Raw genomic sequence first — 14804 nt, 5'->3', positions numbered from 1 at the left:
CCGCTATCTACCAATAGGGGCTTGGAACGACTTGCCTTTTCAAAAGGCCGTTTCGAAACTTTCATGGATTAGGCAACGCTATTGGGGCTTCAAGAAAGCTTCGAAAACTTCCACTTGCCTACCCGTTAGGGGTTTCGAGAACTTGCGCAATGGCAGATAGCAGTTCTTTACGCGCAACTGGTTTTGTAAGGCGGATGTCCTCGGGGCGAAGGCCGTTGCCGTTGTCGGTCGCTTCGGCAGGGTAGCCGGACATGAAGATGACTGGTAGCGTGTTGTCTAACTCTCGGAGCGCTTTTGACAGATCTGTGCCTTGGAGCTGTCCAGGCATCATAATGTCGGTCAGCAATAGGTCAAAATTTGGATCGGCTTCGAAGATGGCCTTTGCCTTATCTCCAGACACTGCACTGGTCACAGCATATCCTTCGGCCTTTAACATCCATTCTAAGACAGCCAACACCTCTCTTTCGTCTTCTACGAGCAGGATCCGCTTTCCCGAACCCTTCCGTGAAACCTCCTCAGTGCGAACCGGTACTTCCGTTTGCAGTTCTTGTGTCACCGCAGGGAAATACAGCTTGCAGGTCGTACCGACGCCAAGCTTAGATGAGACTTGGACCATGCCACCGGATTGACGCATGAAGCCTTGGACCATCGCCAATCCTAACCCCGATCCCCTGCCTTTTGGCTTTGTCGAGAAAAATGGTTCAAAGACCTTTTCAAGATTATCGCTGGCAATTCCTGTGCCAGTGTCCGTTATTGAAACCGTGACATAAGGACCGCTTTCGAGGTTCTCTTGTTGGCTTTTGTGACATGTTTGATCGATCCAAATGTTTGCGGTTTCAATCGTTAGCTTGCCCCCCTGCGCCATGGAATCGCGGGCATTCAGGATCATATTGAGAAGGGCGTTTTCCAACGCGGCTGGATCTGCCTTTACCCTCCACAATCCCTCAAGCAGGGACATCTCTAACTCAATATTCTTGGGTAACGTGCGACCCGACCATTTTCTAATATCACTTACAAGACTGTTCGGATCGATGATTTCTGGTTTTAGCACTGCCTGACTAGCATAACTGAGTAAGCTGCGCGTAAGGTCAGCCCCACGTAGGGTTGCGTTGATGGACGGTTGCAGAAACTGCTTTTGCGCTTCGTCGTCGGTCTGTTCCTGAAGGACCTCAAGATTCCCTAATATGACTGCAAGCAAGTTGTTAAAATCATGTGCCACACCACCGGTGAACTGCCCTATGGTTTCAAGCCTTTGCGATGCTGCCAGTTGAGCCTGAAGATCTTCTCGCTGTTTTTGTTCCGCCAGCCGTTTTGAAATGTCGGTAATGTTTGCCCGTATCAGTTTCTGGTTGAATGGCGGAATGCGCGACAAGGAAATCTCGCAAGGCACTTCTTCGTTATTGCCGTTTAGCACCTGCAATTGAAAAACGGGATGCTCGCCGGCTAAAGCTTCTGCAAACTTGCGCGCGGATACTTCAGTGCTATTTTCTCCGGAAGGCTGCAGATCAGGACAGCGAATGCCCACCTTTGGCGCATTTTCAAGATCATCCCGCGTCATGCCAAATAGCTCTTCCGCACGCGTGTTAACAGCCGCAACCTGCTCGATGTCCAGGTCAAAGATCATAATCGCATCCGGAGAAAACTCGACCATAGCTTCGAACTGCCGGTTCTTTTTTTCGGCTTCCGTATCCGTGGCTCGCCAATATGCACTTAGGTTGAAGATCAGTGTGGTGACAATCAAGCTACACACAATCATAGCCCAAATCGCAACGATCCAGCTACGCGGGTCACGGTTCCAGTCCGCCATTGAGCTGTCAGGGGACGACAAGTGCCCGTAGATGAAGAGATAGGCAAACATTGTCATGGCCACGATCATAAGCCCGAACAAGATGAGCGACGTTCTTCGGCTGAACAGAGAGGCACAGATTGCTAAAATGAACGGCAATGCTCCGACGCCACTGGACGCCAAGCCCAAGTTCAGGATTCCGAGTGATATGGCCGACATATACCCGATAATCAGGAGCAAACCGCGCCGAACTAGGTGCTTGTCGGCACGCCAGATAATCGAAGGAAGCACGCACATCCCAAACAACAGCGCGGCGACAATAAAGTAGGCAAGGCCCACCTGAGAGATGCGAAGAACGGATAGTAGGACGCCGAGCATTGAAATGATCGCGAGAAAGTCCAACACACGATGCAATGTCTTTCGCATCCCAGCGCTATAAGTCGCAGTGTTTTGATAGATGCTTTCGCGTACCATGGTTTTCCAAGAATTGATATAAAAGCTAAAGCGTATACTCTGCCTTGGGTCGTTCCTAGCACGATTTTATAGATGTCATGGTGCCAAAGTGGATTAATAATCTGGTCGGTATCTATCAACGAACTCTAGGCCCCCAGCTTTCTGGGCCAGTAAATTTTTACGTCGTGCGGAAATTTGCTTCTTGTTCCGATGGAGGCTTTGTTGGCTTCGAAACGCACCTGCTTTCATGTGTCGGTCAGACAGCCGCTGCATTTCAATTCGTCAGTACAGAGAACCTATTATTGAAGCGAGTGATAAAAGAAACCTTTCTCCGCCCAGAAGTTGCACTGCGGCGTCGATACGTTCAATAGACGTCGGCTTGGTCTGAGAAAAAGAGGCGTTGCTCTAAGCCTAAACTGTAAGTGGTGCCCCTAAGCGTACATGGTATCGGACTGGCGGAACGCCCATGGTTTTTCGAAATTCGCGTCGGAACGTTTCGGCTGACGCAAACCCGCAGATTTCCCAAACATCCGGCAACGGAATTGAGCTGTTTTCTAGTAACTCAGCAGCCTGCGATATCCGTTCTCCCTTAGCTTACAGAAATCGCACTCTTATCAGCAGTCGAGCCGCTCCGCTAGCAGTCGTGCAATTGCACTCACCAAATTCGCCCTATGATTGTCGCAGCAACAACCGAAGCGGACCAACCTCTCGAAAGCCGATAGAAAGCGCGGAAGATAGAGCCCGTATGACAGAATTGAAAAGTAACCACCGATATTCCCACAACGAGAGCCCGCGACTACACGCAACCGTAATGCCTAGGGTATCTGCCGATCACCTGTGAGTGTGTTCGGAGCTTGCCGCCATCAACTGAGGAAGCAGCCATCGCGCTCCGAAGTCGCTCAAGTGATCATCGTCACGATAAAGTAGCTCGCCGCCGACCTCTACGCGGCAATTGGGTGCGCAGAGGATGTTTGCTGGTTCGACTAGCTGTGCGCCGAATTCGGTGCTGATACGTTCGAGAATTGCGTTGGCACGGCCGTTGCGCCGCGTGTAGGCGGCGAGATCGGGGATAAAGCCGGTCGGTGCATTATTTGATCCAAAAACCAAAATTAAGTCGGGTACATTCCGCCCAATCTCGGGGATGCCTGCAATAATTACGACAATGATTCCACGGGCACGCAACCGCGCTACGAGCTGGGCCAGTCCTTCTGACACAAGTCTCGCATTGTCTTCTATGTCGGTGCCCGATTGTCCAGTTTTAGCCAAAATAGCAGGTTGTCCGGCTTCGTTCGGAGCACGTGCGCCTTCTACGCTCAAAGCCCACCGACCGGCAAGGACGACCACATGAATGTTGGAATCCGCCTCGATCATAGCGAGCACCGTCGCGTTGTGCGCATCGCATGCATTGTTTCTGTCTACGCGACGCACCCCGAGCAATGGAAGGCAGGCCGATTTGGTATAGGCCAGTGCGCTTTCGCCTTGTGTCTTAAACCAGTCATCAAAGCCGGAAAGCATCGCTCCGACATGAGAGTCGCCCCAGATGGCGACACGGGCAGGTCTAGCGTTATTCTTCGTCTCGCCGATGCGGCAGGGAAGCTGGGATACGGGCAGATTCATGCAGGCTAAGTCCTGGGCGCTGCGCTTGATCGCACGCTCGTAGACAGCGAACCGCTCTGGCGGGACTTGGCCGACGAAACCGTCGTTTTTTGCGATGAAGGCACCACCTGCGCCTAGAAGGACGGTACCCACAAGTGAAAAGACAAGGACACCACGGGCTGGGATCGGGTTGTCGCCCCGACTCTGGCGGAATGGACGTTCGATCACCCAAAGGCTTATCACCGCAAGAGCCATAGCTAGCACAATGCAGATTGCAGCTGTGGTTAGCGAAAGGTCGCTGGTTCCGGTCACCATCCGTGCAGCGACGATGATTGGCCAGTGCCAGAGGTATAACGAATAGGAGATCAATCCGACGCCCACGAACAGTGGAAGCGAAAGTAGGCGGCTTGCCGTAGAGCCGCTGCCGGAGCCTGCGAAGATAAGCAACACCGTGCCGGATACTGGTAAGACTGCGGCGATACCCGGAAAGGGCGTTTGATCATTGATAAGTACGATGGAGCTGAGAATAAGTACCAATCCGAGCACGCCTGTAACCTCGTGTGCCCAGCGTAGGCGCGACACGGGGAATGTACCGAGCGCGAGCAGTGCCCCAGCCCCGAGTTCCCAAATGCGTGTCGGTAACAGATAGAAACTGAATGTCGGATGACCCGAAGTGGCATATACGGAGAGAGCCAGCGAAAGGAACGTGAGACTACCGACAGCAAGTATCCAGACCTTCCGCGAGTGCCCAGACAATGCCCACAAAAGTAGGGGATAGAGGACGTAAAACTGCTCTTCGACGGCAAGCGACCAAGTATGCAGCAGTGGTTCGAGTTCAACCCCGGGGCCAAAATAATCGCCTGCGCTGTGCCAGAACCACAGATTTGATACGAAAAGCAGCGTCATTGCCACTGATTTGCCGAGCCCCTCGTAAAGAGCGGGAGAGAAAAGAAACCAGCCACCAACAAGCGCGGCTAAAATCACGACGAAGAGTGCGGGCAGAATCCGGCGGGCGCGACGTTCATAGAAGCGGACAAGCGAATAACGGTTTTCTTCAATTTCGCGCACGAGGATGCCGCTGATCAGGAAGCCAGAAATCACGAAGAAAATATCGACTCCGACAAAGCCGCCGGGAAAGCCCGGAACCCCAGCGTGGTTGAGTACGACCGGCATGATGGCCATGGCGCGCAATCCGTCTATATCTCTGCGATATTTGATCGTGCTCATGCAAATTTATTCCCTTTGGGTCGCATTTCTTCGATATGCGCCCCAACTTATTACTTTAGCCTAGCAAGCAGAAACATAATCGTGCAACGTCACTCCTGCTTATTCCGGACGTTGGTCCATGCAGCAGCAAGCTCTGATCCCCGCCTAATCTGACGGATGCCCCCTAAAGTAGAGACCGAGAGAGATTCGCGCAATACGGCTACTACGATGGCAGCAATATTGGTGTGTGGTTTTGCGTTGTGCGATTGCCGATACCTAGTGATCGCAATATTGAATCATTTTTGCATCGACGCGAGAAAGAGGAAAGTGGCCCGTAATGGGTGGCTCGTTTCTCTCTCGGTTTTATTGATAGATTTTCGTTCCAGCGGTCGGAAACAAATTTGCGACAAATTGATCAGAAGCATTGCTACCATCTTTGTTGACATGGGGGGCCAATTTGAACAGTTGTCGGATTTAAATTCATTGCTTTGCGTTTTTGAAAGAAACGCGTTGTCGACCGTTCGGACACCTCATCTTTCTATGGTGCATTGAACAGCGACTTGACATGCTTCTTAAGAAGTGCCCGACACTCTTCAAGTGTCGATCTTTAATGAAATAAGTCAGATCGTTCCACGTCATTTCAACGAGATTGTTGACAAGGATTGCGGCTCGTTGTGGTCTGGTGTCGAGGGCGCAGTTTGCACTGCCCGAACTTCATCGCCTTAGGATGAGGCCGATTTGATTAATCGCGCATGGGGTGTGTTTGTTAATGAATGCAGTCCTGAAAATTACTATGCCATTAAATCCAAAGAGTTTTTGAGAACAAAGTTAAGGTGTCGTTAACCTTGATCGCCCAGATTCATTAATCAATGAGGTTCAGGTCCAAGTGACCTACATTGGTTGATGGTTTCAGGAATGTTCGATTTTCACAATGACACGGCGGTGCAGGGTCGGATTGATCCAATGTCCCGACTGTCACTACCACTTGCTAAGTTGGTTTTTGACAAAACGGTTGCGGTACTGCTTGTGATCCCGCTTGTCATAGCTGCGGCCCTATTGGTTTTTGCGAACCCATTTGTGAACGCGGGTCCGCTGATGTTTGTGCAGCGCAGGATGGGGCGGGATTGTCAGCCGTTTTACGTGTTCAAGTTCCGTACGATGCGCCCAACAGGCGAAACGCGCGGTGCGCATGATGCGCTTGAAGCAGGTCGTATTACGCGGCTGGGTCAATTTCTGCGTCGAACTCGCATTGATGAGCTACCACAGGTGATCAATGTTCTTCGTGGAGAGATGAGCCTGATTGGCCCGCGTCCCGATTGCTATGACCATGCCCGCGTGTATCTGCGGGATGTTCCCGGCTATGCCGCGCGCTACCGTGTACTGCCGGGGATCAGTGGGTATGCGCAGACTGAGCTGGGCTATGTCGACAACATTGGCGCAGTGCATCGCAAGGTGGCGGCGGATTTGTACTACATTGCGAATGCAAGCTTTCGCTTTGATATGCGGATTGCGTGGCGGACGCTGATCGTTGTGTTGGCCCGGCGCGGGGCCTAAGCCGCTGTTGCGTTGGTCTGCGTACGCTGGCCCAATTAATTCCTAAGGAAGCATCACTAGGGATGGAGTGTCTTTTTAACTGGAGCATTCCCATGTCTGACCCGTTCGATTCTGATTACGTCAATCTGACTTCACCCGCTGTATCCCATTTCGAAATCGTCCCTGATGATACCGTTGATTTGCCGGTGCGCCCGCGCGCGATTTTTGTGAATGCTGGCGGCACCGCCGTGTTGCAGGACAAAGACGGTGTTGCGGTTAGCTATGATCTGACCGCAGGTGCCGTGCTGAGCATCCGACCTTTGCGTGTGTTGGCGACTGGTACAACGGCCCAACTGGTTGCGTGGTACTAACGCATGATCGGTCTGGAGATTTCGCCCGGCTATACTGGTGCCGGGCGCCCGCAGCCATTGGCTGCGTTTTTTGCACCGGGTGGTGGGCAACGTGTTGCCCTTGCCGATGGGCCGTCTGGGACGTTATCGGTTTGGACTGAAATCGCGCAGAATTTCGCAGCGTGTTTGCGACTGGACGCGAATGACCCCGGCAATCGCTATTCTTGGCGCGAGACCTTGGTGACGGAGCTGCGCAGCATTTATACCGTCGCTGACCTGCAACTGAGTGGGTCGTGGTCGCAGCTTCAATCATCAGGGTCGGGGCTGCAAGCAAGTTATACAGGGAACCGGGCGATCAGTACCTCCTCTGCTTCAGCGAGCGCGCTGGCGACGGTGGGCCGGGCAGAAGCCTATGATCTTTGGATCTACTATACCGGTCGAACCAACGGCGGTTACTGCCGTGTCGATATCGACGGTGAACAAACGCTGGTGAACGAGATCGACGATCCTGCTGGTCTTGGTTTTAAGGCGTTTCCGACCTACACGTCTTCTGATCTGACCCGCCGCCAATCGATCAAGGTGGCAAGTGGCTTATCGGGATATCATGAGATTTCGATCACGACTGGCGGCACTGCTAGCCCCGGCGGCAATGCTATCATGATCGAAGCCGTTGGTATTAGCGGATCGCTAAACGATGACCGCATTCTGCCCCCTGCATGGCAATCAAGCACAAGTTACACGATGGGAGACGAGGTCCAGCATGGCGGTGTTTTCTATACTGCGCGGGCTACTGGCACCAGCGGCACCACCGGGCCAAGCCATCTTGGTGGCATCGACTCTGACGGGGCGCTGGACTGGCGTGCTGATAATCGCCCGACATACCCCAATTTTGTGGCGATCGATTACGCGTCAGAGCGCGAGTACGCGGCGGAGTTTTCGGTCGCTGGAAACACGACAGACTTAGGTGGTCAAACCCATGGAAACGAAAGCCTGATTTCCCGTTCTATCTTGTTGGATGGTGTTGATTGGGTGCCGGGGCAGGGTGTGAATGGTCTTTCTGTTGGTCGCCAGATTACGATCACTGAAAACACGACTTGGCACAGGTCAGAGGGCGGCGATATTGGCGAATGCCAGCTAAAGCGCACCCTTGATCCGGGCGAAATACGTCATGATGTGACTGTTATTGGTACTGGGACAACGGCGGATTTCGCTTGGATTTATGCGGGCATGGCGCCGCTTGTCAGATGGGACGGTGAAACCAAGACCGACGTGTTCAGCACCATTGAACCCACCGGGTATTCGTCCATTCATCTTGACGATTACGAAGGGGTAACGCCCGCCAATCTCGTCTATGACAATGCTGCGCGCATCGGTATGACCGGGCAGTTTGGCGTTAATGGCATACGCTACGGTCAAGAAGTCGGGACACTGCAGGTGGCTGGCAATGCGATTGGCCAGTTTGATACCATTGTCCGGCCTAACCTGAATGGGTCTTCTGCCAGCGGCGGCAGTGATTGGATGGCCAAGGTCTATGCGACGACGGGGGCCTTTCAATTTCAGGCGGGCGATACGCTAGGATTTTATAACCGTCATGTGCTGAAGGTGGGCAAGTCCTAAGTGATAACGATGATCCCGGTAATCGGTGCTTCGACGGATCGGAGTGCCGATTGTCCGGCAAGTGCTGTGCGCGTTGGTGTCTTGCCTTGGCGAACACAGAATAGGATGTAATCCGCATGCCCAGCGATGATTTGGCTGTCTGAAAAGGGCACTACTGGCGGGGCGTCAATAATCACATAGTCATAGCTGTTGCGAGCAGCATGGATAAGCTGCGCAAAGCCTGTGCTGCTGAATAAGTCAGCGGGGTTTTGATCCGTTCTTGTTGTGCAGATAATATCGGCGGCTATTCTCGGATCGGATATGACCGCTTCGGATAACGCCACGCTGCCACTTATAAGGTGTTCGAGCATAGGTCGCGGATTTGACGTGAAATATCCGCTGAGTTGACCGCCCCGCATATTGGCATCTATCACGAGCGCCGATTTACCGAGCCGCGCCAAAGACGCAGCAAGCGCCAAGGTGGCGATTGTCTGGCCGTCCTGTCTGTCGCTTGAGGTGGCGACGATAACCTGCGCATTAGCATTCGCTTTACCTAGCATTAATGCTGTGCGCAGATGGCATGTTGCCTCGGCCAGTTTACCCGTTGGGCTATTTGCGATGCTGTTCAGTAAACGCGATTTGGGTGTGTAGGGCAGGGTGGCAAGAACATCGGTTCCCATGATCGTGCCGACCGTGTCACGCTGAACGAAATGGCTGCGTCGCCACACGACAATTCCAACACCGGCTGCGGCCCCGAGAATGAGGGCGACCGCAAGGATTATTAGTTTGCGCGGCCCAACATGCCGCCCATCGCCTGCGGGTGATAAGATGCGTGCGCTTGGTGCGTGCAGACCCCGTTGCATCTGTGTGTGCTGAAGCTGCGTCAAAAGGTTGGTGTATAGAATACGCGTACTTTCTGTTTCGCGGCGTAGTTGGTGTAGTGCGACAAGCCCTGAGGATTGATCAGCGATTTGCGCGGTTAGTCGTGCGCGAAAGCGTTCCAGCCCTGGAATCTGATCAGCCAGATGTGCGGCGTTTTCTGGCGATAACGAAAGGCTTCGCTGTGCTTCGGCCAATCGCTCTTCCGCGTCGATTGCTTGCCGACTAAGCGCATCAAAAGAAGCATTATCCTGCAGTTGTCCGCCAGAGATGAGAGCATTGATCGCCGTCTCTTTCTCCTTCAGAGCCTGCTGAAGCTCTGCGACACGATCACTTAGGTGCTGCACTGCCGCGTCTGTTTGTGCGGTCTTAGCGGCGAATTGTTCAGCCAAATAAGTGCTAACTAAGGTATTTGCGATCAGCCCAGATTTTGCGGGCGTTTCGGTCGTGGCTGTTACTGCAAAGATGTAGGTGTCCCGTTCAGGTCCCGTGGTTAGCGCAGAGGCTAAGTTTTCTACTGTCTTTGCCAAAATTGCATTTTCGCTAGGCCGCACAATGGTTTCACCGCTAATGATCACACGAATGCGGGCGCGCAGCCCGTCAAATGACCATGGCGCAATTGGTGTGAGATAGCGGTTGAATTCCGGGTCGTTGATGAGGTCGAGGTCCTGAACGACCTGTTCAAGGACGTGTTTTGAACGTAATATCGCGGCTTCGGTATTGATCTGAGCAGGGTCGAAGCCTTGTGAATATGCTTCTGCCGCTTGGTTTTGGTTTAGTTCGACTTGGACCGTCGCAGTCGCGGCGAATTGGGGCGTTGCGATAAAGAATGCATAGTAACCAGCAGCAATCACAGCAAAGATCGCGGTCGCCATGATGATCCATTTCCCTTGCCAAAGGCTGCGAAACAGAGCGGCGACATCAAAAGGTTCGATAAGCTGCAACTGATATGCGCTGTCTGGTCGCGGATCTAATTGTAAGTTGGTCTGCAACATGGTGCCCTTTGGCCGTGTGAATACACCGTTACTTGACCACATCAGGGTTAACCGAAAATTAATCTCAATGAACGACGACTAAACCTAATGAGTGATGTGGTTAACGCATCAAGAACGGGTGTCACGTCAATGTTCGGCCAGCGCATAGGAAATATCTTTCAACAGCAGGCGATCATTCCAATGATCTTGCGTGCCGGCATGGTTGGTATCAACTTTGGCGTGATGGTGGGGCTTACGGCGTGGCTTGGGCTTGCTGCATTTGGTGAGCTTGCTGTCACTTGGGGGCTCGCTTTGGTCGTGGCGCCGGTCATTTCGCTTGGCGGGCCCCTTTTGCTTTTGCGTGTGCTGACTGATGGTCGTGGCGTGTCATATCGCACGTTGTTTGTGCACGCCGTGATCATGCCAATGATGCTTGGTTTGGTTTTCTACATATGCGCAGAGGCGTTGTGGCCAAGGATGCCATGGGTCGCAGTTGTTTTCTGTGCATTTGCCATCAACTTGCTGACCTGTTTGTCCAGTCTCATGCGGGGGCTAGGCAGTGTTCATGCGTCCATGGCGATCCGAGATTGTGGTCCGCAAGCGGCGCTGGGCGCTGCTGCAATCTATGCGCAGGGTGCGGACATCTTAGATCATGCCGCACTGTGGATGGCGGGCTTTACTTTGATTGCTGCGGTTTGGACGTGGAGGCATCAGCGCCGTGGTGATATCGTCGGCCGTACTGGTGGGGCGATTGGGGCTTCACCGGCGCTATGGGGCACTTCGGTGCTTGGCGTAGCACTTGCACAGGTCGACATAATTGTTGGCGGGGCACTTCTATCGCCTGCGCATATGGGCCTTTACGCGTTGCTAAAACGGGTTGCAAATCTGGTAGCCTTGCCGGTGAGCGTGGCAACTTGGGTTAGTGCGGCGGATATTTCAAAAAGCTTCGCAATCGGCGACCTTAGCGCGCTTCAAAACGCGAGCCGACAGGGAAGTCGTATAGCGCTTTTGCCCGGTACGATCTTGTTCATAGGCGCGATGCTATTCGCTGCCGTTGGTGCCAAGGAGGGCGGTGTCGTGTTTGCCGTGCTGTCGCTAGGTGCATTCCTACAGGTCGTCTTTGTCTCTGGATTTCCGGTCGCGACGCTTTGCGGTTTTGCGCATGTCGCGGCGATGTCGCGGGCGGTTAGCGTTCTGGTTTACGTCGGCCTTGCAGCCTGGGTGATAGGACCGCTTTCCAACGCGGTTGCTTATGTGACGTCGATCACTGCGGGCAGCGTGGTCCTATGGTTTCTTCTTTGGCAACGGACGCGCGTGGACACATCTGCCTTTGCATTGTTCTTGAACACGAGGGTTGCATGGAAGCCTTCTTGATTATCATGCTTGCGGGGCTTTGCACCGTGCTGCCTTTTGGAATTGGGCAGCGGCATGGGGCAATCAGGCTTGTATCGCCGATGCATTTGCTGAGCTACTTTTGCGCGTTTGGCTTTCTGTTGAAGCTTATCGTATACAGTTACGCCCCTGAGATGGCGTTTTATCGGCGGTTTATAATGACGCCTTCGGCGGAACTGCTGGGGGCGATTTATCTCGGGCTATTCATTTTGCTGATTTGCCTTGGTTATCTGGTCGCGATCAGACCTGTTCGGCAGTCGCATGCCGAGGCGCGGATGCTGGCCGCGCGCATTACGCGGCGCGGTTGGCTGTTTGCTGCGGCCTTCGGATTTGCTGCCTTAACCTTTGCGCTGATCATGCAGGCACGTGGCGTCGGTGCATTCGACGCATCGCTTTTGGCTGGGCTGAACAACGCCAAGCAAATCAACGTGAATGCAGATGGCGTCGGCGCGACGTTGGCGGGAATCAAGACCTTCTTTGTGGTTCCAAAATTCGCCTTTGTTCTGTTGCTGGCTAATGGGGTTACTTTGCGGTCGCGGAGCGTGTTGGCGGCGGCATGCGCACTTGGCGGATTGTTAGTCCTGATCGCGTTGGTGTCAGGCGACCGATTTGAATTGGTCGAGATGCTCGTATTTGCCCTTACGACCTATCTGATCCTTGACGAGAGGATCGCTGGCAAAGCACTGTTCGTCGGTGGCGTTGCCGTTGCTGGCCTGGTGGTGGTTTCTGCCCACATGACGCAGCTCAGGACTGCAGATGCATCGTTGCTGGCCCAGATTGTTGGGTCCACATATTTCCTAGATATTAACGCGGCCACTATGGTCACTGACCGGGTTGGTGCAGATCAATTTCTACTCGGACAAAGCTATACTTGGTGGAGCTTTGGTTGGGTGCCGCGCGCGATATGGCCTGAAAAGCCTGCGATAGATTTGGGCGTGTTTTTTAAACGCGACATTATGCAAATCTATACGGGCGGCGCGTTTAATGTGACTGGTCCGGGTGAGGCATTTATCAACTTTGGATGGGCCGGGATTGGCGTTGGTTTTGTTCTAGGCTGGATATATCGCAAGATCGAAGTGGTTTTATTGAACCCCATGCACGTGCTGCGATATGGGTCGTTTCTGTTCTATCCGATCCTGTTTTATCCGTTTGTACAGGCAACGCTGCAGTCGTCGTTCAGTGCCTTTATCGTCGGCGCAACTGCGCAATGCGCGCTGATGGCGATAATGGTGGCGCTGTTCGTGACCCGCTTCACGCTTCACATGCAGGTTATGGCGAGGGAGCGGTATGCGGTGTAATCCGATTGCTGTGATCTACTGGTTTTGTCGGGTTATCGCGGTGGTCTATCGCCGTGGTGGCATTGTTGTCGCGACAACGATGCACCGCGCGACTTTGAAACGAATGGGCCGTGGTAGCCGTTTTCAATTGGGCGTGAGGTTTGCTGACCCAAGTTCCGTATCGGTTGGCCGCGACTGCTATTTTTGGCGGGGCTGCGATGTATCGTCTGAACGCCGCAATGCTCAACTCGTGATTGGCGATAAAGCGCAAATCAACCGTGATGTTCATCTCGATATTACTGGCGGGCTAAACATTGGTGATGGGGTGACGATCTCGGAGAATGTCGTGGTTTACACGCATGATCATGGGTTGGATCCGCACTCCGCCGCAATGGCGCTACCTAAAACGATCGAAGCTGATGTTTGGATCGGAATGCGTGCCGTGATCTTACCACAGTGCCAAAATATCGGGCATGGTGCGGTCATTGGCGCAGGTGCGATTGTGACCCGTGATGTGCCCGTCTACGCCGTGGTTGCCGGAAATCCGGCGCGGGTTATTGGGCAACGCCTTCCCGTGGCGCAGGAGGTGGCATGAACATCCTACACGTCACCCCGTCATTCTTTCCAGCGACATATTGGGGTGGTCCGATTTGGTCGACCAAAGCTATTTGCGACGGCATCGATGCCTTGCCCCAAATGTCCGTTCGGGTCTTAACCACCGATGCGGCGAGCCCCAAACGCGGTGATCACGTTGCGCCTGCCGCGCTACAATATCCGGTCCATTATGCACGACGGATCGCGGGACATAGCATTTCGCCTGGGCTGCTGGCACAGCTTCCAAAGGCAATCGATTGGGCTGATGTTGTGCATCTGACTGGCACCTATAGTTTTCCGACGTTGCCGACGATCGCCCTTGCGCGGCTAAAACGTAAACCAGTTGTCTGGTCGCCGCGAGGGGCGTTGCTGGCGACAGCTGAATGGGCTGAAGCGCCACGTCGGGGGGCGAAGGGTCAGTTTGAACGTGCTGTACAATTGCTGCGATCCGATCGCGTGGTGCTGCACGTGACCAGTCAAGCCGAAGCCGACCTGAGTGTGACCCGGCTTAAGGGTATTGAAACAGCGCTGATCCCAAATTCGGTTGAAATCCCGCCGTTGCTGCCAAAAGTACCGAGCGACAATATTCGCCTGATCTATTTGGGGCGCATTCATCCCAAAAAGGGAATTGAGCGGCTGTTCGACGGGATGGCGCAGCTTCCAGATCATGTCACGCTTGATATTTTTGGAACTGGCGCGCCGGAAGATGTGGCGCAAGTGAAGGCGCGTTGTACGTCGCGCATTCGGATGCATGGTCATATTGGCCGGGCAGCAAAGGCTACGGCGTTTGCGAACGCTGACCTGTTTGTCCTGCCAAGCAATTCAGAGAACTTTGGGATCGCAGTGGCCGAGGCATTGGCCCATGGCGTACCTGTTTTGACGACAACTGGCACACCTTGGCAGGCGCTTGATGTAAAAGGATGTGGGCGCTGCATAGACCTGCACCACGCTGATCTCGCCGATGAAATACAGGCGCTGATGAAATGCGATCTGCCTGCGATGGGTGCAAAGGGGCGCGCGTGGATGGCCCAGGATTTCTCGGCCGAAGTTATGACGCGACGCTTTGCGCAACTCTATGCCCGCCTCGCGATGAAGCATGAGGCATCATCTTGACCTCGCGTATTGACGTAAGCGCCAATCGGCGGAACCGTAAATATGACCGCCGTAC

The 14804-nt window shown here is 53.6% G+C and carries 11 protein-coding genes; 7 read left to right on the top strand and 4 right to left on the bottom strand.

Annotated features, from left to right (window positions below; translation table 11 throughout):
- Window positions 1-118: 118 nt before the first annotated feature.
- The 3 genes from ACHUEV_RS03485 to ACHUEV_RS03475 form a co-directional block, all read right to left on the bottom strand.
- Window positions 119-1741 (bottom strand): ATP-binding protein, encoded by a 1623-nt coding sequence (locus ACHUEV_RS03485; protein ID WP_394177662.1) that lies wholly within the window; start codon window positions 1739-1741, stop codon window positions 119-121.
- 909 nt (window positions 1742-2650) lie between these two features.
- Complete coding sequence (locus ACHUEV_RS03480; protein ID WP_394177693.1) at window positions 2651-2818, bottom strand: hypothetical protein; 168 nt, start codon at window positions 2816-2818, stop codon at window positions 2651-2653.
- Between the two features lie 252 nt (window positions 2819-3070).
- Window positions 3071-5062, bottom strand: coding sequence for an acyltransferase family protein (locus tag ACHUEV_RS03475; RefSeq protein ID WP_394177660.1), 1992 nt, complete (start codon window positions 5060-5062; stop codon window positions 3071-3073).
- 894 nt (window positions 5063-5956) lie between these two features.
- On the opposite strand from ACHUEV_RS03475, the gene ACHUEV_RS03470 reads away from it, so the two are divergent.
- From ACHUEV_RS03470 to ACHUEV_RS03460, 3 genes are all read left to right on the top strand, one after another.
- Window positions 5957-6595 carry a sugar transferase gene (locus tag ACHUEV_RS03470; RefSeq protein WP_394177659.1) on the top strand — a complete coding sequence of 213 codons (639 nt, stop codon included), beginning with the start codon at window positions 5957-5959 and terminating at the stop codon, window positions 6593-6595.
- 92 nt (window positions 6596-6687) lie between these two features.
- Window positions 6688-6945, top strand: a complete 258-nt coding sequence (locus ACHUEV_RS03465; protein WP_394177658.1) for a spike base protein, RCAP_Rcc01079 family — start codon at window positions 6688-6690, stop codon at window positions 6943-6945.
- Between the two features lie 3 nt (window positions 6946-6948).
- Window positions 6949-8541: a hypothetical protein gene (locus tag ACHUEV_RS03460; protein WP_394177657.1), complete on the top strand. Its 1593-nt coding sequence runs from the start codon at window positions 6949-6951 to the stop codon at window positions 8539-8541.
- Here ACHUEV_RS03460 and ACHUEV_RS03455 read toward each other — a convergent pair.
- Window positions 8538-10436 carry a GumC family protein gene (locus ACHUEV_RS03455; protein ID WP_394177656.1) on the bottom strand — a complete coding sequence of 633 codons (1899 nt, stop codon included), beginning with the start codon at window positions 10434-10436 and terminating at the stop codon, window positions 8538-8540. The two genes, ACHUEV_RS03460 and ACHUEV_RS03455, sit on opposite strands and share 4 nt — an antisense overlap.
- 45 nt (window positions 10437-10481) lie before the next feature.
- On the opposite strand from ACHUEV_RS03455, the gene ACHUEV_RS03450 reads away from it, so the two are divergent.
- From ACHUEV_RS03450 to ACHUEV_RS03435, 4 genes are read left to right on the top strand one after another with little or no spacing between them, the layout of a single operon-like run.
- A complete protein-coding gene (locus ACHUEV_RS03450) occupies window positions 10482-11747 on the top strand; it encodes a lipopolysaccharide biosynthesis protein (RefSeq protein WP_394177655.1) in 1266 nt (421 codons plus the stop codon).
- Complete coding sequence (locus ACHUEV_RS03445; RefSeq protein ID WP_394177654.1) at window positions 11732-13063, top strand: oligosaccharide repeat unit polymerase; 1332 nt, start codon at window positions 11732-11734, stop codon at window positions 13061-13063. The genes ACHUEV_RS03450 and ACHUEV_RS03445 overlap by 16 nt, the downstream gene beginning before the upstream one ends.
- On the top strand, window positions 13053-13637 hold the full coding sequence (locus ACHUEV_RS03440) for an acyltransferase (protein WP_394177653.1): 585 nt from the start codon (window positions 13053-13055) through the stop codon (window positions 13635-13637). Before ACHUEV_RS03445 ends, ACHUEV_RS03440 begins: the two co-directional genes overlap by 11 nt.
- Window positions 13634-14749, top strand: coding sequence for a glycosyltransferase (locus tag ACHUEV_RS03435; protein ID WP_394177652.1), 1116 nt, complete (start codon window positions 13634-13636; stop codon window positions 14747-14749). Before ACHUEV_RS03440 ends, ACHUEV_RS03435 begins: the two co-directional genes overlap by 4 nt.
- Window positions 14750-14804: the final 55 nt, after the last annotated feature.

Source organism: Yoonia maritima, assembly GCF_043641945.1.
Classification (GTDB): Bacteria; Pseudomonadota; Alphaproteobacteria; order Rhodobacterales; family Rhodobacteraceae; genus Yoonia; species Yoonia maritima_B.
The sequence above is the reverse complement of the archived record's forward strand: the minus strand, read 5'-3'. Positions and strand labels throughout refer to the sequence as shown.